The following is a 23,382-nucleotide window of genomic DNA, read 5'->3' as shown; positions in this document are numbered from 1 at the left end:
TGGATATGGCATATTTCAATCAGATTGTACACAGTTTTTCTCCGAAAAGTATCAGCAGAGTCAAGACTATCACCATCAGGCTGTGCATCACTGACTGCACTGGCACAGTGTACTTTACTGATTTATTGCTTCAAGGCGGCTCGGTTTCCACCGGATGGGTCGGGCATGTATGTGAAATCCAGTGGACATTAGACGGGTAGGTGAAATGGATGCAGTTTTCAAGGTTTGCGGAAACCATACAACTAAAAAGCAACAATCATGTGGCTGGCGTTACTGTGACGCTTAAGATTTCCGACTGCACTGGAACAATCTATTTTACCGACCTGCAATTTCAGGAAGGAGATCAATTGACAGGCTACACCGTCCACACGAGTAAAATGCTTACGAAGATGCAGGAAAACGGGCAGCCAGTTCCGCCCCGGCATTATAACGGTGTGGTGCGGACAGCGGAGACTGTAATTTTATTCAACCTGGGTAAAACTTCTGCTGGTCTTGACTGCTATATCTATCCTATACAGGATATGACCGCAGGGAGTATTGAACTTTCACAGGGGATGGGTGCGCATAAGGTAAGATTTCTTGACCCGGTTAACGCAGGCGATGAGCTGGCGCTTAAGGCATCCACCCGCCAATGCCTTAAAAACGGAAGTCCCACTCGAAAGGATGGTTTTTATCAATATTCTGCGGCATGGGACAGCAAACATATGGTGAAGCTGGAAGAGAGAAAATCGGCGCGGGTGCTCTTTGAATTTCAGGAGATGCAAGAAGGCGGTGACCGGTTGTGAGGGATTTCTTAAAAGGTAAGCGGTGCATGGTGTGGAGTTTTATGGGAAATGCCCGAATGTATGAGGCACTTAGAGATTACGGCGACCGCTTTGATACGGTGGGCATTTTTACTTTTGAGGTTGACGCAACAGGCACAATCACTGAAACCGGTACCAGCATCAGCAGCATGCTTCCGTATATTCAGAAATGGCCGCATATTAAATGGCTGCTCACTATTATGAATCATGGAATAGCCAGTATTTTTAGTGCTCTTCGCAACAACGAAAACGGTGCAAAGGATAAGTTTCTTAATGAGATTATCCGAATAATGGACAAATATCCATGGTGTGCAGGGGTAGATATTGACCTGGAGCGCGGAGGCGGTTATGAAAACAAGGATGCGGCGAATGCACTATTTAGGGATATATACAATACAGTTAAGTATTATGATTCAACAAAGCTTGTAAACATCTGCCTGCCGGGCATGACCGGTGTTCAAGGCTCGGTGGGCGGTGAAAACTGGTGTGTTTATGCCGATCTTAACGACTATTGCGATACTGCCGCCATCATGAGTTACGGCATGGCATGGGCGGGTTCTGCTCCCGGCCCGGTATCTCCTCGTGACTGGCTTGAGGGCATATATGATTATGCTGTCTCCGTTATGTCACCGGACAAGATATTCATGGGGTTACCCGCTTATGGCTGGAACTGGAGGATCCATGATACACCTGAAAACCTCGGAATAACCTATCGAGGAGTGTCTAATACCTACTATGCGGCAAAATACTGGATGACTGGGGTTTACAATTTCACAGGCGATGCACCGCCCCAGCCGTTTATTCCAATTGTGGCTTACTGGGATGACTATAACAAAGTACCTTGGGCTCTTCCTCATGTATATGACTATATGGAAGGATGGGATGCTGTATCCTGGGAATATCCGCTGCTAAAAGGGGTTTATAACAGGCGAAGATATTTGACAAGTTATGGCAAGGAGCAGAAAGCGGAGTTCGGAACCATTTATATTGACAGGAACGGAGTTCCGGATGAATATGAAGGAAATGTCATTATTACTGATGAGATGGCCTCACTTGGAGATGACCAGGCGTCAGCAGAGTACCGTTTCGAGATAACAGAAGCGGGATATTACGATATTGCAGTACAGCTTTGCTTTCCTTACTGGGACAAAAATGCGATTATCGTTTCCCTTGATGGTAACTCAAAGACTTTCAGTGAGAACCGTTTATGGTGGCCATACTGGAGAAGAGTTTGCTGGTTGACACTTGCAAAAGGTGTATTTCTTCAAGAGGGAACGCATGCTGTCAGCATAAGTGGTGGTGTACCGGGAGTCCAGTTTTACGGTTTTAGAGTTTGCAGTGGATTTTCAGAATATCCCTTTGCCGGTGAAGCCAGCTTTATGCTCTCTCCTCGTCGGTTCAAGGATGTAAATGGTGTGATGGTTGAGCCGGATCGAGGGTTTAAACTGACATTTGAAATGTTGCGAAGAAAACCCGATTCGGCGCTTATTTGGTATGAGGATTTTCGGGACAGGAACATCCTGCCTGAAAACTACTGGACTGTGCTGAATGGTGAATGGGATGTTTGGCAGGACCCAGGCAGCACAGAAAGTCGCCGATATTCCCAGCTCGAGGGATATGGCAAACTTGTATGGAAATATGACGGGTTTTCCGATATTCATATCCGGGCAAGGCTGGCTTTCCCTCAAAATAGCAGTGGACGGGCTGGGGTGTTCCTTGGGGATATTTTCTGCTGCTTAAATTATGACACACAAAGAGTCGAGCTTTATCAAGGCACTTCCTTGCTTGGCAGCTACTCTACCAGTTTCTCAAAAACTGCAGATGCCGATCTTCGTGCTAATCCGAATATGTATACTATAGAGATGCGAAAACGCGGCAATAAGGTAAGAGTATATTCCGGTGCAGCTTCAAGCTTGTGCTTCACAGTGAATGTAAACGGTGGTAGTGGTTATGCAGGGTATTGTTCGGACAACAGGACGGTATGTGAGCTGCTGCGGCTGGGCGATGCGTGGGTATATGAACCATATGAGCGTTTTGATGTGGAACTTCCAGATGGCACTATAACCAGCTTTGGCAGGCTTGCTCGCACTGGTGTCACGTGGGATGATGAATTTCAGGTGTTTTCAGTAAATAGCGATGTGGAGGAACCGGATACCCGGAGTGAGGAGATTTCGCTGGACTATGATTTCTTCCACTCGCAGCTTTTGGCGCTTTCCTGCGGCAATGACTATGAAGTAAAAATTATACCGAAAGACATCAATATCTGGATATCCCGTCTTTTCCTCGGAGATGCAGACGGTTTTTCTATTCTGTATTATCAGGATGTGGATAGCCTTGTTTACTGGGCAAACGAAGCGGCTTATCGCTGGAAGCTGCGAGGCATAGCCATCTGGTCGCTTGGGCAGGAGGATATGCGGCTGTGGGAGGCGCTTCCGAAACAAATATAGGTTAGAAGTTTTTTATTCAGCGCTTTGCTTAAAGGCAGGGCGCTTTTTTGTATGCAAAATTCAAGAAACGGAGGTTTAAGAAAATGAAAACGGTATGGAACTGGGTACAAGCGGTTTTTACTACTATCGGCGGTTTCCTTGGCTGGTTTCTTGGCGGGCTGGATGGATTTCTGTATGCGCTGATCGCCTTTGTGGCTATCGACTACCTGACCGGCGTGATGTGCGCGATTGCGGACAGGAAGCTTTCAAGTGAAGTCGGGGCCAAGGGCATCTTCAAGAAAGTGCTCATTTTTGTGTTGGTGGGTGTGGGACATATTATTGACAGTCAAGTTCTCGGTAACGGCGGGGCAATCCGGACGGCGGTGATTTTCTTTTACCTAAGCAACGAGGGTATTTCAATTCTTGAGAATGCAGCACATATAGGACTGCCCATTCCTGAAAAGCTGAAGAACGCATTGGAACAACTACATGGCCGCTCAAATGAGGAGGATGAAAAGAAATGAAGCTTTTTACCAAATACATGACGCGAAACGATTGCTATACGGCCGGTCGGAAAATCACGCCTAAAGGAATCATGGTACATTCGACGGCTGTGCCGGGCGTAATGGCGGCCGACTGGTTTTCCCTCTGGAATAAGTCTTACAAAGCCGGTGAAATAAACAGGCAGGTCTGTGTTCACGCCTTTGTAGACGATAAAGAGGTTTGGCAATACCTGCCTTGGGATCATCGCGGGTGGCATGCAGGAGGCGCAGCCAACAATACCCATATTGGCTTTGAAATCTGTGAGCCTGCCGGGTTTTCGTATAAATCCGGCTCGGTAATGGTGGGTTATGATGCAGCAAAGCAGGAAGATTATTTCCGCAAAGCATGGCAGAATGCGGTTGAACTCTGTGTTATGCTCTGCAGGGAGTACGGTCTTGATGAGAATGATATCATCTGCCACTGCGAAGGGTATAAGCTGGGTATTGCCAGCAACCATGCTGATGTGATGCACTGGTTCCCCAAACATGGGGAGAGTATGGACACCTTCCGCAAAGCAGTGAAAAAAGCACTGGAGAACAACACAGATAACAATACGGATATTGGAATTGGCGACCTGGTGGAGTTTAAGGACAGCGCAAAAAACTACTCCCCCGGCAGTGTGGCAATTCCATTGTGGGTCAAAAATGACTATTACCACAGGGTTACGCAGACTTTATATGGAGGAAAGCCGGTTGTAAAAGGCGGCAAAGAATGTGTTTTGCTTGGCAAAAAGGTTAAGAAATCTGGCGGTCAAGAAATTGCAGGCATAAATACTTGGGTAGCAAAAGAAAACCTTGTAATTGTAAACAGCATTCCTGATAACAAGAGCAATAGAACCTATACAGTGCAAAAAGGCGACAACTTATGGAGAATAGCGGAAAAAGAACTCGGCAGAGGAACAAGATACCCGGAGATTAAGAAACTTAATGGCCTGACTTCAGATACTATTTATCCTGGACAAGTTTTGAAATTGCCGGAATAACGATAAAGGACAGCCAAACAAGGCTGTCCTAAGTTTTTATAGGAGGTGCTTGGATGATTGAGGCGGCTAATCATATATCATATAGCCCGCAGGACATTAACCATACAAAGATAACACAGGAAGAACTTCAAAGAGAGGTTGATTACTGGCGGGCATACAAAATTCTGCAGAGGATGCTTAAAGCAGGACTGATTTCAGAGGAAGAATTCAACAAAATCGACAAGTTGAACCGCAAAACTTTCTCGCCAATGTATGCACAGCTTATGGCTTAATTGGCTTGCTATTAACGGCACACAGAGGTAACATGTCACATACCCGAAGGAGGTGAAAACAGTGGGAAAGGTAACGAGGATTGATGGGAACAATGCTCTTCAAGCTTTCAAGCCAAAGGTGAGGGTAGCGGCTTATTGCAGGGTTTCAACCGACAGTGATGAACAAATGGCAAGCCTGGAAGCACAAAAGAGCCATTATGAATCCCATATAAAAGCAAATCCTGATTGGGAATTTGCAGGGATTTATTATGATGAAGGCATTTCAGGCACAAAAAAGGAAAACCGAACTGGACTTTTAAGACTGCTTGCAGATTGTGAAAACAAGAGGATTGACTTTATTATAACCAAGTCAGTCAGCAGATTTGCCAGAAACACAACCGACTGCATTGAAATGGTGCGAAAACTTACCGATCTCGGTGTTTTCATCTATTTCGAGAAAGAGAATATAAATACGCAGCGCATGGAAGGCGAATTAGTGCTGACAATTCTGAGCAGCCTTGCGGAAAACGAATCCCTATCCATTGCTGAGAATAGTAAATGGTCTATCAGGCGCAGGTTTCAAAACGGAACATACAAGATTTCATATCCTCCCTATGGCTACGATTATGCGGATGGAAAGCTATTTATCAATAAAGAACAAGCTGAAATTGTAAAGCGAATTTTTTCTGAGGCTTTGGCTGGTAAAGGCACACAGAAAATTGCAGATGGATTAAATTTAGATAAAATCCTCACAAAGAGAGGTTCACATTGGACAGCGACCACTATCCGTGGCATTTTAAGCAATGAAAAATATACTGGGGATGTCATTTTGCAAAAGACCTATACAGATGAAAATTTTAAGCGGCATTATAATCGTGGGGAAAAAGATCAATACATGATAAAAGATCATCATGAAGCCATTATATCCCATGAGGAATTTGAAGCCGCCCAAGAGATATTAAAGCAAAGAGGAAAAGAAAAAGGTGTAATCAAGGGAAGCAGCAAGTATCAAAAACGCTACCCTTTCTCTGGGAAAATCAAATGCGCAGAATGTGGCAGCAGTTTTAAGCGTCGAATTCATGGAAGTGGTGACCGTAAATATATTGCTTGGTGCTGCACAAAGCATATAAAGGACGCTTCGTCTTGTTCAATGAAGTTTATTAGGGAGGATACGATCCATCAGGCCTTTGTTGTGATGATCAATAAGCTTATTTTCGGTCATAAGTTCATTCTAAGACCATTGCTACAAAGCTTAAAGAAAACAAATTACTCAGATAATATAGCGAAGATTCAGGAGTTGGAAACTAAAATCAAAGAAAATACAGAGCGGGTTCAGGTTATTATGGGACTTATGGCCAAAGGATATCTGGAACCCGCTCTTTTTAATACACAAAAAAACGAGTTGAGCAAGGAAGCAGCCTTATTAAAAGAACAAAAAGAAGCCATAAACCGCGCAATCAATGGGAGTCAGACTATCCTTGTTGAGGTTGAGAAGCTTCTTAAATTTACATCGAAGGCTGAAAAGCAGATTGATGCATTTGACAGCGAAATATTTGAGGACTTTATTGAAGAAATCATTGTGTTTTCACAGGAGGAAATAGGTTTAAAAATGAAATGCGGGTTGAACCTTAGGGAAAGGTTGGTGAGATGTTGAGCCATATACCTTTTGGATATTCCATTCAAAACGGCAGGGCTGTCGTTAATGAAAAGGAAGCGCTTAAGATTAAGGAACTATTTGAGGCTTATCTTTCCGGGCTTTCTTTAACCGAGGCGGCCAAAAAAGCGGGTATTAAGCGCTACCACACATCTATTGCAAGAATGCTGAAAGATAAACGGTATGTTGAGGATAAATTCTATCCGCCTATTATCAACAGGGACATATTCGAAGAAGCACAATTGGAAAGGCGCAGGCGAGCTGAGGCGCTTGGCAGGATTTATGAACACAAGGGAAATGAAAAGAAATGCCTGAATTTTAAGTTTCATGCTTCAATGCCAGATAAACTATACGACGATCCATTTCAGCAGGCAGAGTATGCTTATAGTCTTATTAAGAGCGAGGTGATTTTAGATGACAACGAGGAATGTTACGGTAATTCCTGCTCGTAAACCGATTGGGAATAGTGCAAAGGCTGAGGAATTGCCTAAGCTTCGGGTAGCAGCCTATTGCCGCGTATCTACGGACAGCGAGGAGCAGGCAACCAGTTATGAAGCACAGATTGAGCATTACACAAACTACATTAAAAGCAATCCCGAATGGGAGTTAGCCGGTATATTTGCGGATGAAGGTATTACCGGAACCAATACGAAAAAGCGTGAAGAGTTTAACCGAATGATAGAAGAATGCATGCAGGGTAAAATCGATATGATAATTACAAAATCTATTAGCCGGTTTGCAAGAAATACGCTGGACTGCCTAAAGTACATAAGGCAGCTTAAAGAAAAAAATATTCCGGTTTACTTTGAAAAGGAAAATATAAACACGCTGGATTCAAAAGGGGAAATTCTGTTGACCATTATGGCATCTTTAGCGCAGCAAGAAAGCCAATCGTTAAGCCAGAATGTAAAACTGGGTATTCAATACCGATATCAGCAAGGAAAAATCCATATTAATCACAACCGGTTTCTTGGCTATACAAAGGATAAGGATGGCAATTTAGTTATCGTGCCAGAAGAAGCTGAAATCGTCAAACGCATTTACAAAGAATACCTTGAAGGTTCCAGCATGCTGCAGATAGCAAGGGGCCTGGAAGCTGATGGAATACTGACTGGTGCAGGCAATCCAAGATGGCATACCAGCACCATCAATAAGATTTTGAGGAATGAAAAGTATATCGGTGATGCATTGTTGCAGAAAACCTATACAGTAGATTTTTTATCAAAGAAAAGGGTACCCAATAATGGTATAGTTCCACAATACTATGTAGAAAACAGTCATGAACCCATAATTCCGCGTGAAATTTTTATGCAAGTTCAGGAACAGCTTGTCAGAAGAAGATGTGTGCATATAAGTAAGAATGGAAAGAAGAGAAACTATAGCAATAATCATCCTTTATCACAGATGGTTTTCTGCGGTAACTGTCATGAAATATTTCGCAGGGTTCATTGGAATAACCGAGGGAAGAAATCAATCGTATGGAGATGCGTCAGCCGATTGGAAAACACTGGTTTGTTTTGTACCGCTTCCACTATACTCGAAGATACGCTAAAAGAGAAGATTGTAAAAGCCATAAATGTAGCGGTCAGCGGGAAAAACTCTTTTCTGGCTATACTGAAAAAGAATATTAAAACCGTATTAAGCGAGGATTTGGATGAGAGTACGGTAGATATTGATAAAAGGCTGGAAGAACTCCAAACAGAATTAATTCAAAAGGCAAATTCAAAGGGAGCATACGATAATATTGTCAATGAGATTTACCGGTTACGAGATTTAAAGCAAGAAACACTTTCAAGAAACGCTCTCCGCCAAGATAAGAGGGATAGGATTGCTGAGATGACAGACTTCCTTAACACGCAAACCGGTGATATTACGGAGTTCGATGATAAACTGGTTAGAAAACTGGTTGAAAAAGCGACTGTATATGGTGACAGGATAGTGGTTGAGTTTAAGTCGGGGTTGGAATTAGAAGTGAAACTATAGGATTTCAAAAAGATTGCCGCCAGTTGAGGAGGAAACCCTTCTTAATTGGCGGCATTTTGCTTTATACAAATATATAAACAAATATATAGACAAATAAATAATTTGCATATATAATTGTGATGAGGTGGTGAATTATGGATATTAGAATAGACAGCTTAATTCCCTTTGATTCATTAAAAAACAATATAGACCATGTGTTTTCTGTTGTTGAGAAGAACGGAAAAGTTGTTCTGCTTAAAGATAATAAGCCAGCTTATATAATCTTAAAATATGATGAAAATAGTTTAGCTGATACAGAAATGGGCATGCAAGAAATGCCTAATTATACGCTTCATGAAGCCATGCGAATTGTCTTATCAGAGGCAGAAAACAAAACGATGCATGCAGCTGAACTTGCCGATGAGATATATAGGCGTAGGATGTATTTAAAAAAGGATGGCAGTAAAGCGGAATATACACAGATAAGGGCAAGATGCGGGCATTACCCGGATATGTTTGAAGCACTGCCGGGAAACTACATAAAACTGAAGGAGGATTAGAATGTATATCTGTAATGACCCCGTTTGTGATCCAATTTGCGATTTTTGCTGGTTTTGTGAACATGACGAAAATGGTGTACCTAAATGCTGCACAAAGGGAAAGATTGAGGAATTTGATGATGGTTTAGGATATTGTGATGAATTTAAATGTAGTATACATGAAAAATAGCCATGATGTGCATTTTGAAGTGATTTATCCTTACCAACAGATTTTTTCTGAAACATATTTATCAGTGAAAACTGATTATAATTGATTGTTAAGACGAAAGGGATGATAACGATTGGCTCAAATACAATCATTGATGCGAGCTGTAATAGATTTTTATAATTTTAACAACAAAAATACTCCCGTAGTAATCACGAGAGTAAAAGAACACGACAGTGAAAGCATGTTCATGGTCAGGTTAGAAAGAGCGATTTTTGACTCATGCGATGAAGACTGCAAGGCAACTCCATCTAGATATGCAATATGGGGAGAAGACATTCGTAGCCTTAGTATTTCTGCAAAAGAAGCAATGAAAAATGGGAATATCGAACAGGCAGAAAAATTAATGAATCAAGTTATTAATAGTATGGGCGCGTTTATAGATGCTCAATTGATACTCAGCAATTTACCTGGAAACATTAACTTTGTAAAATCCAAAGATATTATTAAATCCTATATTGCCAGCCTACAAGGAAACAACGAGGTATCAGATCCTGAAAAGGACTATTTAATCGACAGCATGAAAGAGATAATGAGCAGTATCGAGTAAAGCGATTGATTAATAAAAGAGCTATTCATCAAGCAAACAGAAGGCGGAATTTAATTCCTTATCAAATAGAGTCAACAAGATGATAAAAAGAGATGAAGGTGATAAATATGCCGGAACATTTACTTGTAACAATAGGAAAAGCTCGATTTAGCGATTCTGAGAGACATTTTATTCCTTTTGTTAATAACACAGAACAAGATAAATTTCTTAACGATATTGAAAACACGCCTCATGCTTTTGTTTTAGCCTGCTTGATGGATAGGCAGATTAAAGCAGAGCGGGCATGGTCAATCCCTTTTAAAATAAAGGAAATTGTAGGAAGCTTTAATATTGATGATTTAGCTAGTGTTTCGCTAGAAGAGTACAAGAATATTTTTAATAGGAATATATTACATAGATTTAACGATATAATGGCAGAAGTGTTTTATTCCGCAGTTCAGGATATTAAAGTGAAGTATAATGGGGATGCTTCGCTAATATGGAGTAATAATCCCAGCAGCGCAAAAGTGGTTTATGAATTTTTGCAGTTTAAAGGAAGCGGAAAGAAAATTGCCACAATGGCAGCTAATATTCTTGCCAGGCAATTTAAAATCCCGTTTTCTGATTATTACTCAATTGACATATCCCCAGACGTACATATTTTAAGAGTAATGCGAAGGACAGGTTTGGTTGACAGTAACGCTGATTTAGATTCAATTATCTATAAGGCAAGAGAGCTAAATCCTGAGTTTCCTGGGATAATAGATTTTTCATGCTGGGAGATTGGACGTACTTGGTGCAGGCCGAGTAATCCTAATTGCAACGAATGTATAATTAATTCTGAATGCAAGAAAGTAATACAAGATTAGGAAAATGATTTGGAATAGCTAAGAAATATAACTGCGAATGAGCTGACAAATTAATCTGTGTAATCCCCTTGACAAAGTCAGTCTAACATATTAGACTAAAGTTAGTCTAATATGTTAGACTGGAGGTATGGTTAATGGAAAAAGAACTGAAGCTCAGTAATGCGGATTACCGTTTGCTTTCGATTGTATGGGATTCGGAGCCTATTGCTTCACCCGAGTTGTGCAAGCTGACGGAAACACAGCTTGGCTGGAAACGAACTACAACCTACACCGTATTAAAGCGACTCTGCGACAAGGGAGTTTTGCAGAATGAGAGTACAATTGTCACTTCGAAAATTAAGCGTGAACACATTCAGGCAGTTGAAAGCCGTCAGGTTATAAGCCGGGTTTTTGAAGGTTCATTGCCGAAATTTATTGCAGCTTTTTTAGGAGAGGAAAAAATCAGCGATAACGAGGCAGAACAAATTAAGCAGATTATCGATGAGTACAGGAGGCAAAAGTAATGGTAGAAGTATTTTTGAAAATACTCAACATGAGCATTACTGCTTCATATGTATTCATTGCTGTGCTCATCTTGCGACTGCTGTTGAGACGAGCTCCGAAGCGGATCTCATATATGCTCTGGAGCGTTCTTTTATTTCGGCTGGTCTGCCCGGTTTCATTTTCATCAGTCTTCTCTCTTTTTAATTTTTTTAATGCGCCTATTGCAGATAGCGGGGGTATTGAATACATTTCAAAGGGCAATGGGCTTACGGTTGTACCGCAGATACGCTCTGATGCTATCTATTTTAGCAAAACGGTTAGTCCGATGATTACTCAGGCTGTGGAGACAACAAGCGCTAATCCAATGCAGGTATTCTTATCTATCGGCACTTGGGTTTGGCTTGTTGGTATGGTTGTTATGTTCATAATAGTGTTGTTTCCTACCTACGGCTCAAGAGAAGGGTTTCAACGGCAACTCTACTAAACGGCAATGTTTTTGAAACCGACGAGATATCTTCTCCTTTTGTGTGTGGTTTCTTTAAGCCGAAGATCTATTTGCCTGTTGGAATCAATGAAACGGAACGTGAATATGTTTTGCTCCACGAACGGACTCATATTCTTCGAAAGGATCATATCATCAAGCCGCTAGCATTTTTTGCCCTGTCCATCCACTGGTTCAATCCACTTATGTGGTTAGCCTTCTGCCTGATGAGCCGAGATATGGAGATGAGCTGTGATGAACGGGTGGTGTGCGAACTTGATCACGAGGGAAAGGTCCTGTATGGCGAGACCCTGTTGCGGCTGGCGATAAGACGTCCCATTCTGGCCGGAAGCCCGCTGGCTTTCGGTGAAAGTACAACGAAAAGCCGGATTAAAAATGTACTTCACTATAAAAAGCCAGCTTTTTGGATTGTATACGTAGCAGTACTTGCAGTGGCTATCGGGACGATATTCCTGTTGACAAATCCAGCCAAGTTCCTCGACCTTCCAGATGCTACTTCTATTTTGTCTGTGGAAATGGAGCAGTTTAATGAGGGTGTGAGCGTTGGATCTGTAACCTTGAGAGACAACACTGATGTAGAAATGGTTTTGTCCGCTTTATCCGGGGCGAAAAAAACAATGCGTAAATCAGTAAACGATACTCCAACGCAAAAGAATTACCTCATAATAAGACTCATTCTTGAGGAGGAGATGAGAAAGCTGTATTTGTATTCGAAAGGCGGCAGTTACTATATTGAAGAGCCGTATGCTGGGGTGTATAAAAGTAACAGGTCAGCGAGTGTTGAAATATACAAAATATACAATGCAAATGGAAATATACAAGAAAATATTAAGGATGTGCAAGACAGAAAGTCGAAAGATGATGTTTTTAACACTTTAAATGAAGAAAGTGTCGGAGATAATCATGAAAATAAAAATATACTTTCAAAAGAAGAAATTATTCAATTAGTGGAAAGTATTGATCCATATCAATTGAAACCTACAATGTCACCAAAAGAAAGATATGACTTGAGGACGGAAATATACAGCAAAATTCCTGAAGACAAAATTCATAATTTTTCCTATGCCATTCAATCCAGCGCATTACAGCTTTATGGTATTGTGTGTGATGATAGATATATTGAGCTTATTGATAAGAATCATCCAAGATGGGATGCTTATGATAAAAATAATTTATTTGGGATAGTAACTGTATTATCAGGAGTTGAGCAATATGTGGATTATAAGCCTTTGCAGGAAGATATTGACGCTGTAAAAAAACTGTGTAGTGAAGGTCTTGAGGAACGGAACATATTAAAAATAATTGATGCGAACAGGATACTGCAAGATCTGTCTAGACACTTAATACAAGTACCATATCGTGGAGAAGGGGAAGAAAAAGTAGATTATGGTGATATCCATAACCTATACTTCAAGGCGACTAAAACGCTTGAAGGTGCTCATAATTTATTAAGTGCTAATTGAATAAAATTTGTGCCCAAAGCCATTAATTTAAACCGGTAATTGCAGACAGGATGAGATAGCATGAAATAATTGAAAGATATATGGCCAAAATCACGTGAAGTGCGTATTGTTGATGCAAAATGTAAAAAAACAGAGGGGAGATTGAAAAACGGCTTGAATACAGGGTTTTCCGGTGATTTGCCACCCGCCGAAAATGTGTTTTTTGGCGGTGGAGATACCTGAAAGCCCTGTTTTTTTGTTTGCATAACTGTTCGAGGAAACACATCCACAGCCTTTCGGGGCTGCCTTTGGCAGGTGGGGTTGTGATGACGGAAAAGACGGGGTTTGAAAGAATTTGATGTGTTCGCGGGAACATCTCTATAACTTGGATCTTTTTGTGCTTTAACAAGATCAATTTGATCTGCCAAAATACAATTTAATTCATATTTTGCTATTGACATATGTGGTTGAACGCGATAGACTTTAATTAGGTCTATTGAAATAAACCCAAGGAGGCAACTATATGGAAAAATATAAGCTGTTTGATGCGGAATACAAATTTGCCAGTATAATCTGGGACAATGAACCGATCAATTCCACCGAGCTTGTAAAGCTGTGCGCGGATAAACTCGGCTGGAAAAAGTCAACCACCTACACTGTATTAAAAAAGCTTTGCGAGCGCGGTATTCTGCAAAACAAGGATGCGACCGTTACTTCATTGGTTAAGCGTGAAGATGTGCAGAGATATGAAAGCAGGGCTGTGTTGGAAAAAACATTTGACGGGTCGCTGCCGAAATTTCTGACTGCCTTCCTGAGCGGCCGCAAGCTTTCCGAACAGGAGGCCGAGGAACTGAAGCGGATTATAGAGGAGGCGGTGAAATGAGCTTGCTGCAAGATTTATTTATAAATATTTTGAACATGAGCATCACCGCTTCATATGTGGCTATTGGTGTTATTCTTGTCCGCCTGCTGCTTAAAAAAGCGCCGAAGGTTTTTTCCTATATTCTTTGGATACCGGTGCTTTTCCGTCTAGTATGCCCATTTTCTTTCGGTTCAGCTTTTAGTTTTTTCAATCTGATAAACATGAATGCGAAGCAAGGAATCGGAGTATATGAGCTTGTACCGCAGAATATAGGGGTGATGCATACGCCTGCGATTCAGTCCGGCATTGGCAGCATTGACAGCGCGGTGAATGCTTCTCTGCCTCCCGCCATTCCGGTAGCAAGCGTGAATCCCATGGAAATATGGATGGCTGTTTTGAGCCTTATTTGGATTTTTGGCGTTATTGCGCTGCTGATTTATAGTATTGTTTCTTATGTAAAAATCAAAGGAAAGCTTCAGACCGCGACCCGCGTAGAGGCCGATGTCTTTGAAACTGATGCCATCGGAACAGCCTTCGTATGCGGCTTTATCCGTCCGAAAATCTATGTGCCTGCAAATATTGGGGATGCCAACCTGTCCTACATACTGGAACACGAGCGAACCCATATCCGCAGGAAGGATTATCTGATCAAGCCTCTTGCTTTTCTTGCGCTCATCCTTCACTGGTTCAATCCGCTTATGTGGCTGTGCTTTGCGCTCATGAGCCGGGACATGGAAATGTCCTGCGATGAAAGCGTGCTGAGTAAGTTGGGTGACGGCGCAAAGGGAGGCTATTCCAGTTCACTCCTGTCGCTGTCAGTCAAAAGGAAAGGAATTTTGACAGCGAATCCTTTAGCTTTCGGTGAGAGCCATGTAAAGACCAGGATAAAAAATATAGTCAATTTTAAGAAACCTGCATTTTGGGTCATAGTGGTTGCGGTTATGGCTGTTTGCGCTGCTGCGATTGCTTTTGCCGCAAATCCTCCTAAAGGAGGAACAATTTCAGAGGAAGACAAAAGAAAACTTACAGATGTTGTCAGTGAATACTACATGAAGGCTGATCCGGCCAACAAGGGAACTCTTAAGATTTATAATATAAAAAAATTTGGCAGTAGTTACCTGGTATTAACTCAAAAATATAGAGGAGAAGGCGAGAGCTTTTCTGTTTTATTTTTAGCAGATAGCGGTTTTAATATAGTGGCTAAAGCTTCAGGGGATATACCCATAAGTCCTTGTTTCTCGGCAAATGTTGTAAAGTATCAGGGGAAAAGTATAGTTTACGGAAATTTTAAAAACAAGAAATGGAATCCTCAAACAGACCTCGCAACAGATGTGCAAATTGACTTTATTAAGATTACGTTTGAGGACGGCACTTATGTCATGGAACAGGTTTCTATGGATAAAGGATATATTGTCGTAGTTGATACTCTCTCAAATATTCGAAATATAGAAGTATATAACAGCAAGGGAGAGTTGCAAAGCGATCTTATAAATGAAAGCGCTTGTTCGGAATATGATTTTATAGATGTTATAGATGAAAAAAACCCCGATGGAATTGCAAGCCTAATTAATACCCCCGGTACAGAAGGGATTGCAAAACTCGTAGAAGAAAACCTTGCTGTTATAATGTCCTCACCAAAAAAAGCTTCAAATCCTAATGCCTATATTCAAGAACACCAGAAAGAATATGAAAATATCAAAAAGTTTGGCGGAGAGAAAGCCCTGCAATATATGTTGTCTCAGTTTGAAAGCGGTAACGTTGATGGTCTCCGCGGCGTTATCATGATGCAGCTATGCAAGGAGCTTCTGGGACTTCGAAACAATGTGACCGACGAAACGCTCACTCCACAGGAATGGTATGACGCTCTGTCAATCAGGCAGGAAATCAAGCTGCCCGATTATGTGTATGATGGTGTTGATCCCATAGAAAAGCTGGTTTACGCTACGGAAATTGAAAAGAACTCTCAACCTCAACGAGGATTTACGATAGTTGCACCAAAAATTTTCGGAAGCTATGAAGAAGACGGTCTATTAAAAGTATTTGTGACCACCTTCAGCGCAACCTACAAGCTATATGGCAATGTGCTGGATGAGGTTGGTGGTAGCGTCGTTCCATCGGCCATTACTTATAAAAAGGATAATAGCGGTAATTACGTGCTAGAAAAATATGAGCAGGCAAAAGATGGTGCAGACTGGCAACCATCCATCAAAAAGTTCTGCACGATGCCTGTATCGGGAAAGAAAATACCGGGGCTTGCCGATAAAATAATTGACCATTATGGGAATCGTGATGACATACGCACTCTACAGTGGGAAAACCTATTCAAGCATTTAAAGGCAAACGGTATCAAAGACGCGACTCTTTTTAATTCCCGCGGCGAGATTGAGTTTTCTATGAGCAATCCCCAATACATCAATTAAAAAATTACGATTATCTATTTATTTTATACAATGTGAAGTATATAGAAGACCGGCGCAATCGCCGGTCGATTTGTTTCCTTGAACGTTCGTTTTCGGGAAAAATGCTAAAAACCCATTGATATGTTCCCGCAAACGTAAGGTTCAAATAACAGCCAAAGACATCAATCCGAGCAGCTCATTCCACGTTGAGTGCATAGTTCTGATAAAACGTGCCGAAAGCCGCATGGGATAAGGATTTCCTGGGATTTTGAAGAGCGGTTTTTGAAAGGAAAAAATGATGATAAAAAATGGATTTCCGGTTAAAAGAGATATATAGATGATAAAAGTATCAAACAGCAGATGCATCATACAATAATTTGTTATTGCATGATAGTAGAATATTGCGAACTTATTAACTATTTTTAGGCAAGGAGTGCAGTTAAATAAAATTGCACTCCTTTTTGTTAAAAGTGCTTGACTTGGAGTTAACTCCAAGTGATAAGCTATTCTGTGTAGGTGATCCTATGACAATACTAATTAGAGTTAACTCTGTCATGAAATACTAATTATAAAATGGAGGATTTAATATGAGTTTTAACATGTATGTACCTACAAGAGTTTTATTCGGAGCAGGCCAATTAAGTAATTTGCATGCACAAAAAATGCCTGGTAAAAAAGCTATGATTGTTATTTCAAAGGGAAAATCTGCAAAAGCAAACGGATATCTTACAAGAACAGAAGAACAATTGCAGTTAGCAGGAGTAGAATCCGTGGTGTTTGATAAGGTAGAAGCAAATCCATTGAAATCAACGGTCATGGCGGGGGCTGCCTTTGCAAAAGAAAACCAGTGCGATTTTATTGTTGCATTGGGCGGTGGCAGTACTATGGACGCATCAAAGGCTATTGCAACTATGGCAACGAATGACGGTGATTGTTGGGACTATGTCCATGGTGGAAGCGGAAAAGAAATGCCAATAGAAAATAAACCGCTCCCTATAATCGCAATTACTACTACAGCAGGTTCAGGCTCCGAGGTTGATCCATGGGGCGTTGTTACGAATGAAGAAAAGCATGAAAAAATAGGGTTCGGCGGTATTGACGAGCTGTTTCCGGTTTTAGCAATTGTCGATCCCGAGCTTATGCTTACTGTGCCGCCGAAATATACTGCTTATCAAGGTTTTGATGCGCTGTTTCATAGCGTAGAAGGCTATGTTTCTAAATTCACCAATCTTATGAGCGATATGTATGCAATTACTGCTATTGAAAATATAGCACGAAACCTTCCAAAAGCAGTAAAAGACGGAAATGACATTGACGCACGCGAAAAGGTTGCTTTCGGCAATACGCTTTCCGGTGTAGTGATGTGTGTAGGGGCTGTTACCAGCCAGCATTCCTTGGAACATGCCATGTCGGCCTACCATCAGGAGCTTCCCCATGGAGCAGGCCTTATTATGATTAGCAAGGCATATTTCACACATCTCATTAACAAGCATGTATGTGATGACAGATTTGTTCAGATGGCTAAAGCTATGGGAATGGAAGATGCAAAAGAGCCGATGGACTTTATTACTATGTTAGTAAAATTACAGGAAGATTGCGGAGTTGCAGACCTCAAGATGTCCGATTATGGAATCAGGCCGGAAGAATTTGAAACACTGGCTAAAAACGCAAAGGAAACTATGGGTGGACTGTTCCTGTGCGACAGAAGCGAACTCAGCATTGAGGATTGTGTTGCCATCTATGAGGCTTCCTACAAGTAAAAATTAAAATTTTCAAGCAAAGACAGGCAGCCTGTTAAAGATATGTGCTCGGCTACGCCTCCATTGATGAACTGACCTGTCTTTGCTGGTTAACAATAAAGATGCAAAACTTTTATAGGAGAAAAACAAGATGAAAAAAATATTATCTTTGGCAATCGCTTTGATGATGGCTTTCACCCTCGCTGCTTGTAGCGGTAATAACGATAGTCCAAGCGACAATTCCAAACAGGAGCAGCAGCCTACTATGCCTATTGAGAGCGAATCTGCTGATGTAGAAAACGAAAGCCCGCCGCCAGAAACTGAGGCTGCAGGTCCACCAACTGAAATAGTGGATAATAAACCTGTTGAAAGGGAACCAGCTGTGTCACTAAATGAATCGAATGACCAAAGCACTTCGGTAGGTACAGAAAGCAGCAGTGAGACTAAGGATAACAAGGAAAGTTTAGGTGCTATGGAAGATGTTAGAATAAAATTAACTTTTAACAACGAGGAAGTAATTGTGAAAATGTATGATAATCCAACAAGCAGGGATTTTTTAACATTACTCCCATTAACATTAACATTAGAAGATTATGCAGGAACCGAAAAAATTAGTAGTTTAGCAAAAAGATTATCTACAGAAGATGCACCACCAGGCAGTGATCCTTCAGTTGGAGATTTCACTTATTACTCTCCTTGGGGAAATTTGGCTATATTTTATAGAGATTTTGGTTATGCAAATGGACTTATTATATTGGGTAAGATTGAATCTGGCATAGAAAAGCTTGCAAGTATTCGCGGTGATTTTACGGTTACAATTGAAAAAATTAACTAAATTCGTTGCTGCTTTCCTCTATGATTTCCATGTGCCTTATACGAAAAATCTTGCCGAACAGGGCATCCACATGGTCATTGCACGCAAGCATAGAAAGAAGAATATTAAAGATTTGTTTGAAATTACAAGTGTAAAGCCGGTAGTAAATTAGGTGGAATGACATCCAATATTTCAGTAGAAAGAAAAATTTAATTTAAAGGAGAATAAAACATGAACAAATCAAAAAATTTAAGTGAAAGTGTAATGTTCCCGAAAGGTGAAAAAATTACGAATGACTATTTTATAGGGACAGCATGGCTTGAAATGCTGGTTTCTAATGACAGCATCTTTAATTGCCCGATATACAATGTAACTTTCGAGCCAGGCGCAAGAAATAATTGGCATAAACATCCAGGTGGGCAGATTCTGCTTGTTACAGGCGGCAAAGGATATTATCAGGAAGAAGGCAAGCCTGTACAGGTGCTTCACGCAGGGGATGTAGTAAAGATCAATCCGGCTGTAAAACACTGGCATGGTGCTACACCGGATAGCTGGTTTACACATATCGGAATAACAACAAATCCTCAAAAGGGAGACGCCGAATGGTTAGAACCCGTAACGGATGAAGAATATATGGATTGTTCAGTCTAAAATTAAAAATAAATCAAGGAAACAATCCATGAAATTCGCCAAGTTTAAAATAGCGGAAATTTTGATTTTTAAACTTGGCGAATTATAACAATTTAAAATAACATTAATTTTAGGGAAAAGCTGGATGACTCGCAGGGTGAATTGTCATTTAGCTTATCTTACGGATCGATGTAGTCGACTTGGAAAGTGAGTAAGGATTTCTCTTTTTCTGAGAGCTTGACTTGGAGCTAACTTCAAGTGTTATGATATCGGATGTCAGGAGGTGAAACTGTATGACGATTGCAGAAGTAAGTGAAAAATTTAATGTTTCACAGGATACACTCCGCTATTATGAACGCATCGGACTGATTCCTCGTGTGAACCGTAATAAAAGCGGAATCAGGGATTATACTGAAGAAGACTGTAAGTGGGTCGAGTTTATCATATGTATGCGGAATGCAGGTCTTCCGATTGAAGTATTGATTGAGTATGTCGAGTTGTTTCAACAGGGTGATGCGACCATTGAGGCCAGAAAAGAACTTTTGACCGAGCAGCGTAAGCAGTTAATTGCAAGAATGGAAGATATGCAGAAAACACTGGAACGCCTGAATTATAAAATTGCAGTATATGAACAGATAGTAGTTGAAAAAGAAAAAGAACTAAAGAGATCGGAGAATTAATTTTATGGGCAAAAATGTATTGGTGCTGTCTGCCAGTTCGAGGAAAGGCGGAAATTCCGAGTAAAATGAGTATTGAGCAATCAAACTATGCAGCTTGCAAAATCAAAGGAGGATTTAGTATGCAAAACATAATTTTAAACAATGGTGTTGAGATGCCTATACTGGGCTTTGGAGTTTATCAGATTGCTGATGCGAAGGAATGCGAACAGTGTGTTTATGATGCGATCATGGCAGGCTATCGTTTGATTGATACCGCTGCTGCTTATCTAAACGAAGAGGCGGTTGGCAGAGCAATCAAACACAGTGGCGTACCGAGAGAGGAACTGTTTATTACGACTAAGCTCTGGATTCAGGATGCCGGTTACGAGAGTGCAAAAAGAGCCTTCGAGAAATCGCTGAAAAGATTGCAATTGGATTATTTGGATTTGTATTTAATCCATCAGCCATTTGGCGATGTATATGGTTCTTGGCGAGCTATGGAGGAACTGTATCGTGAGGGGAAAATTAGGGCGATTGGGGTTAGTAACTTTCAGATGGATCGTCTGGTGGATTTAATACTTCATAATGAAGTGGTTCCTGCCATAAATCAAATTGAAACACACCCATTCTGCCAGCAAATAGAAAGTGCTAAACTGATGAAAGAGTACAATGTACAGATAGAATCCTGGGGACCTTTTGCAGAAGGAAGAAATAACATGTTCCAGAATGAAGTTTTGTTATCACTGGCTGAAAAATATAGCAAATCAGTGGCACAGGTAATTTTACGCTGGTTGATACAAAGAGGAGTGGTTGCGATTCCGAAGTCTGTACACAAAGAAAGAATTATTGAAAACTTTAATATTTTTGATTTTAAATTAAGCCAAGAAGACATGGAGAAGATTGCATCACTAGACACGAAAAAAAGCAGCTTCTTTTCACATAATGATCCAGAAATCGTGAAATGGCTAGATACTGCTAAATTTGATATTTAATAGGTAGAATAGAAAAGATGCTTGATTAGAAAGGGAAAGGAAATGACAAATTCTAAGAGCCTTATCGCTTATTTTTCACGCAAAGGAAATAGTTATGTGGCAGGCAGTATTGTAAACCTGCCAATTGGAAACACAGAAGTAATAGCAAAGAAAATACAGGAATTAACAGGAAGCGACATGTTCCAAATCAAAACAGTAAAATCTTATCCGGAAGATTATACGGAAACAACAAATGTAGCACAGGAAGAAAAGAGAAAAAATGCCAGACCAAAGCTTACAGAAATAGTAGAAGAAATGAATTCTTATGATGTGATTTATATCGGATATCCGAATTGGTGGGGAACGATGCCGATGGCGGTATTTACATTTTTAGAGTCGTATGATTTTTCAGGAAAGACCATTATTCCATTTTGCACACATGAAGGTAGTGGAATGGGAAGTAGTGAACGCGACATCAAGAAACTTTGCCCAAATGCAAAGGTATTATCCGGGTTGGCTATTAGAGGCGGCAGTGTTGACAGAGCAGACAAAGATGTTGCAAACTGGCTAAAAAAACTTAATTTGATACCATAAACGAAAGGGGGAAATAGAATTGGAAAAACGTAAATTAGGAAACAGTGGTTTTGAGGTTTCTGCAATCGGGCTCGGCTGCATGGGAATGAGCCATGGTTATGGTCCGGCATCAGACAAGAAAGAGATGATTTCATTGATCCATGCGGCCATTGACCGCGGTGTTACTTTCTTCGATACCGCTGAAGTATATGGTCCATATGTGAATGAGGAGTTGGTAGGTGAAGCCCTTGCTCCATTCAAGGGAAAGGTGGTCATCGCTACCAAGTTTGGCATCAAAATGGTAGATGGCAAGCAGGTGCTTGACAGCAAGCGGTCGACCATTAGGCAATCAGTGGAAGGCTCGCTCAAACGCCTTAAAGTCGAAGCCATTGACCTGTACTATCAGCATCGTGTTGACCCAAATGTGCCTATCGAGGAAGTAGCTGGAGTAATACAAGACCTAATCAAGGAAGGGAAGATCAGATATTGGGGACTTTCTGAAGCAGGAGTGCAAACGATTCGCCGCGCACACGCGGTTCAGCCGCTCACTGCAATTCAAAGTGAATATTCAATGATGTGGAGAAGTCCTGAAGAAGAACTGCTGCCTACCCTGGAGGAACTCGGAATCGGCTTCGTTCCATTCAGCCCGCTGGGCAAGGGTTTCCTTACCGGAAAAATTGATAAGAATGCAACATTTGTTAGCTCCGACTTCCGCAGCATTGTTCCCCGCTTTAAACCGGAGAATCTCGAAGCAAATCAGGTCTTAGTGGAACTTATCAAGAAGGTTGCTGCAGGGAAAAACGCAACGCCGGCTCAAATCGCTCTGGCGTGGGTGCTTGCACAAAAGCCATGGATTGTTCCGATTCCAGGAACACGCAAATTGGAGCGCCTGGAAGAAAATCTTGGCGCAGCGGACATTGAGCTGACTCCCGAGGAGCTAAGTGATTTGAACGACGCGCTCTCGAAGATCAAGATTTCGGGAGAACGCTACCCAGCAGGTTCAGAATACGCAAATAGAACGGGTAAATAACGGGTAGTTTTAACACATGCTGCCTTTTTTTATATAGGCTATAAATCGAATAAGGAATCCTCACTACGGAATTAGCGGAATAAGATGCTGCTGCTTTTTTTTATTAAGGAAATAGCTTGCGCAAAATTTCTGTGGATAAGTATTGGCAAAGGATATAGGATTTTGAGATAATAAATAATCATGAAGACAAAAGGGATTATCAAACAAATATTTCAAGAACATTTTAATAGATTTTGGGAAGCTAAGAAAGAAAAGTTTCCAGAAAAAATGAGAGAACACTTACTCAGTGAAGTCTTAAAAATGCTATATTGTGGAGATGTGACGTTAGGTTTTGTAGCATATATTTGCATGCAATGTTTTGAGAAGATTAAAGTAGGCTTTAGTTGAAAAAGTAGGTTTTGCAATAAGTGTGGGAAAAAATATATAAGTGGAAGAATTTATAGGGAAGCTGATGATGCACATACCGCCAAAGCATTTTAAGATGGTGAGAAGAT

At 41.0% G+C, this 23,382-nt stretch carries 29 protein-coding genes; 28 read left to right on the top strand and 1 reads right to left on the bottom strand.

Going from position 1 to position 23,382, the window contains the following annotated elements:
• Window positions 1-5: 5 nt before the first annotated feature.
• The 16 genes from CIB29_RS12350 to CIB29_RS19475 all read left to right on the top strand — a co-directional run bounded on the left by CIB29_RS12350 (window position 6) and on the right by CIB29_RS19475 (window position 13,232).
• A complete protein-coding gene (locus tag CIB29_RS12350) occupies window positions 6-200 on the top strand; it encodes a hypothetical protein (protein WP_094550135.1) in 195 nt (64 codons plus the stop codon).
• Window positions 201-209: 9 nt separating this feature from the next.
• Complete coding sequence (locus tag CIB29_RS12345; protein WP_094550133.1) at window positions 210-785, top strand: hypothetical protein; 576 nt, start codon at window positions 210-212, stop codon at window positions 783-785.
• Window positions 782-3,250, top strand: a complete 2,469-nt coding sequence (locus tag CIB29_RS12340; RefSeq protein WP_094550131.1) for a glycosyl hydrolase family 18 protein — start codon at window positions 782-784, stop codon at window positions 3,248-3,250. The genes CIB29_RS12345 and CIB29_RS12340 overlap by 4 nt, the downstream gene beginning before the upstream one ends.
• Window positions 3,251-3,333: 83 nt before the next feature.
• The gene (locus CIB29_RS12335; protein ID WP_094550129.1) at window positions 3,334-3,753 is read left to right on the top strand and encodes a phage holin family protein; all 420 of its coding nucleotides are present in this window, start codon (window positions 3,334-3,336) and stop codon (window positions 3,751-3,753) included.
• The gene (locus CIB29_RS12330) at window positions 3,750-4,754 is read left to right on the top strand and encodes an N-acetylmuramoyl-L-alanine amidase (protein ID WP_094550127.1); all 1,005 of its coding nucleotides are present in this window, start codon (window positions 3,750-3,752) and stop codon (window positions 4,752-4,754) included. Before CIB29_RS12335 ends, CIB29_RS12330 begins: the two co-directional genes overlap by 4 nt.
• A 53-nt stretch (window positions 4,755-4,807) precedes the next feature.
• Entirely contained in the window at window positions 4,808-5,026 is a 219-nt protein-coding gene (locus tag CIB29_RS12325) for an SHOCT domain-containing protein (RefSeq protein WP_094550125.1), read from the top strand.
• A gap of 61 nt (window positions 5,027-5,087) precedes the next feature.
• The gene (locus CIB29_RS12320; RefSeq protein WP_094550123.1) at window positions 5,088-6,659 is read left to right on the top strand and encodes a recombinase family protein; all 1,572 of its coding nucleotides are present in this window, start codon (window positions 5,088-5,090) and stop codon (window positions 6,657-6,659) included.
• A complete protein-coding gene (locus tag CIB29_RS12315; RefSeq protein WP_094550121.1) occupies window positions 6,653-7,111 on the top strand; it encodes a recombinase in 459 nt (152 codons plus the stop codon). The genes CIB29_RS12320 and CIB29_RS12315 overlap by 7 nt, the downstream gene beginning before the upstream one ends.
• Complete coding sequence (locus CIB29_RS12310) at window positions 7,074-8,642, top strand: recombinase family protein (RefSeq protein WP_094550120.1); 1,569 nt, start codon at window positions 7,074-7,076, stop codon at window positions 8,640-8,642. The genes CIB29_RS12315 and CIB29_RS12310 overlap by 38 nt, the downstream gene beginning before the upstream one ends.
• Before the next feature lie 134 nt (window positions 8,643-8,776).
• The gene (locus CIB29_RS12305; RefSeq protein ID WP_094550118.1) at window positions 8,777-9,181 is read left to right on the top strand and encodes a hypothetical protein; all 405 of its coding nucleotides are present in this window, start codon (window positions 8,777-8,779) and stop codon (window positions 9,179-9,181) included.
• 1 nt (window position 9,182) lies between these two features.
• The gene (locus CIB29_RS18595; protein WP_157910297.1) at window positions 9,183-9,350 is read left to right on the top strand and encodes a hypothetical protein; all 168 of its coding nucleotides are present in this window, start codon (window positions 9,183-9,185) and stop codon (window positions 9,348-9,350) included.
• 112 nt (window positions 9,351-9,462) lie between these two features.
• On the top strand, window positions 9,463-9,936 hold the full coding sequence (locus tag CIB29_RS12300) for a hypothetical protein (RefSeq protein WP_242965210.1): 474 nt from the start codon (window positions 9,463-9,465) through the stop codon (window positions 9,934-9,936).
• A gap of 92 nt (window positions 9,937-10,028) precedes the next feature.
• Window positions 10,029-10,784, top strand: coding sequence for an endonuclease III domain-containing protein (locus tag CIB29_RS12295; RefSeq protein ID WP_242965208.1), 756 nt, complete (start codon window positions 10,029-10,031; stop codon window positions 10,782-10,784).
• Window positions 10,785-10,918: 134 nt separating this feature from the next.
• Entirely contained in the window at window positions 10,919-11,287 is a 369-nt protein-coding gene (locus CIB29_RS12290) for a BlaI/MecI/CopY family transcriptional regulator (RefSeq protein WP_094550114.1), read from the top strand.
• Window positions 11,287-11,751: a M56 family metallopeptidase gene (locus CIB29_RS19480; protein WP_094550112.1), complete on the top strand. Its 465-nt coding sequence runs from the start codon at window positions 11,287-11,289 to the stop codon at window positions 11,749-11,751. The genes CIB29_RS12290 and CIB29_RS19480 overlap by 1 nt, the downstream gene beginning before the upstream one ends.
• Complete coding sequence (locus CIB29_RS19475; RefSeq protein ID WP_198543868.1) at window positions 11,664-13,232, top strand: M56 family metallopeptidase; 1,569 nt, start codon at window positions 11,664-11,666, stop codon at window positions 13,230-13,232. The genes CIB29_RS19480 and CIB29_RS19475 overlap by 88 nt, the downstream gene beginning before the upstream one ends.
• On the opposite strand, the gene CIB29_RS18935 is transcribed toward CIB29_RS19475, so the two are convergent.
• Entirely contained in the window at window positions 13,208-13,672 is a 465-nt protein-coding gene (locus tag CIB29_RS18935) for a hypothetical protein (RefSeq protein ID WP_198543867.1), read from the bottom strand. The two genes, CIB29_RS19475 and CIB29_RS18935, sit on opposite strands and share 25 nt — an antisense overlap.
• 62 nt (window positions 13,673-13,734) lie before the next feature.
• Here CIB29_RS18935 and CIB29_RS12275 point away from each other — a divergent pair, with 62 nt between their 5' ends.
• The 12 genes from CIB29_RS12275 to CIB29_RS19765 form a co-directional block, all read left to right on the top strand.
• Complete coding sequence (locus CIB29_RS12275; RefSeq protein ID WP_094550108.1) at window positions 13,735-14,094, top strand: BlaI/MecI/CopY family transcriptional regulator; 360 nt, start codon at window positions 13,735-13,737, stop codon at window positions 14,092-14,094.
• The gene (locus CIB29_RS19235; RefSeq protein ID WP_242965206.1) at window positions 14,091-16,493 is read left to right on the top strand and encodes a M56 family metallopeptidase; all 2,403 of its coding nucleotides are present in this window, start codon (window positions 14,091-14,093) and stop codon (window positions 16,491-16,493) included. The genes CIB29_RS12275 and CIB29_RS19235 overlap by 4 nt, the downstream gene beginning before the upstream one ends.
• A 566-nt stretch (window positions 16,494-17,059) precedes the next feature.
• Window positions 17,060-18,232 carry an iron-containing alcohol dehydrogenase gene (locus CIB29_RS12260; protein ID WP_094550106.1) on the top strand — a complete coding sequence of 391 codons (1,173 nt, stop codon included), beginning with the start codon at window positions 17,060-17,062 and terminating at the stop codon, window positions 18,230-18,232.
• 130 nt (window positions 18,233-18,362) lie between these two features.
• Window positions 18,363-19,046 (top strand): cyclophilin-like fold protein, encoded by a 684-nt coding sequence (locus CIB29_RS19230; RefSeq protein ID WP_242965205.1) that lies wholly within the window; start codon window positions 18,363-18,365, stop codon window positions 19,044-19,046.
• A complete protein-coding gene (locus CIB29_RS18585; RefSeq protein ID WP_157910294.1) occupies window positions 19,030-19,197 on the top strand; it encodes a hypothetical protein in 168 nt (55 codons plus the stop codon). Before CIB29_RS19230 ends, CIB29_RS18585 begins: the two co-directional genes overlap by 17 nt.
• A 59-nt stretch (window positions 19,198-19,256) precedes the next feature.
• The gene (locus CIB29_RS12250; protein ID WP_094550104.1) at window positions 19,257-19,676 is read left to right on the top strand and encodes a cupin domain-containing protein; all 420 of its coding nucleotides are present in this window, start codon (window positions 19,257-19,259) and stop codon (window positions 19,674-19,676) included.
• 272 nt (window positions 19,677-19,948) lie between these two features.
• The gene (locus CIB29_RS12245; RefSeq protein WP_094550102.1) at window positions 19,949-20,335 is read left to right on the top strand and encodes a MerR family transcriptional regulator; all 387 of its coding nucleotides are present in this window, start codon (window positions 19,949-19,951) and stop codon (window positions 20,333-20,335) included.
• Window positions 20,336-20,454: 119 nt separating this feature from the next.
• Window positions 20,455-21,306: an aldo/keto reductase gene (locus CIB29_RS12240; protein ID WP_094550100.1), complete on the top strand. Its 852-nt coding sequence runs from the start codon at window positions 20,455-20,457 to the stop codon at window positions 21,304-21,306.
• Between the two features lie 42 nt (window positions 21,307-21,348).
• Window positions 21,349-21,879 carry a flavodoxin gene (locus CIB29_RS12235; protein ID WP_094550098.1) on the top strand — a complete coding sequence of 177 codons (531 nt, stop codon included), beginning with the start codon at window positions 21,349-21,351 and terminating at the stop codon, window positions 21,877-21,879.
• A 19-nt stretch (window positions 21,880-21,898) separates the two neighbouring features.
• The gene (locus tag CIB29_RS12230; RefSeq protein ID WP_094550096.1) at window positions 21,899-22,888 is read left to right on the top strand and encodes an aldo/keto reductase; all 990 of its coding nucleotides are present in this window, start codon (window positions 21,899-21,901) and stop codon (window positions 22,886-22,888) included.
• 180 nt (window positions 22,889-23,068) lie between these two features.
• Window positions 23,069-23,275, top strand: a complete 207-nt coding sequence (locus tag CIB29_RS12225; RefSeq protein WP_094550094.1) for a transposase zinc-binding domain-containing protein — start codon at window positions 23,069-23,071, stop codon at window positions 23,273-23,275.
• A gap of 40 nt (window positions 23,276-23,315) precedes the next feature.
• On the top strand, window positions 23,316-23,382 hold a 67-nt coding region (locus tag CIB29_RS19765; RefSeq protein WP_198543908.1), incomplete at its 3' end, for a transposase.

It is taken from the genome of Petroclostridium xylanilyticum (assembly GCF_002252565.1).
Classification (GTDB): domain Bacteria; phylum Bacillota; class Clostridia; order SK-Y3; family SK-Y3; genus Petroclostridium; species Petroclostridium xylanilyticum.
This window is presented reverse-complemented; position numbering and strand designations above follow the sequence as displayed.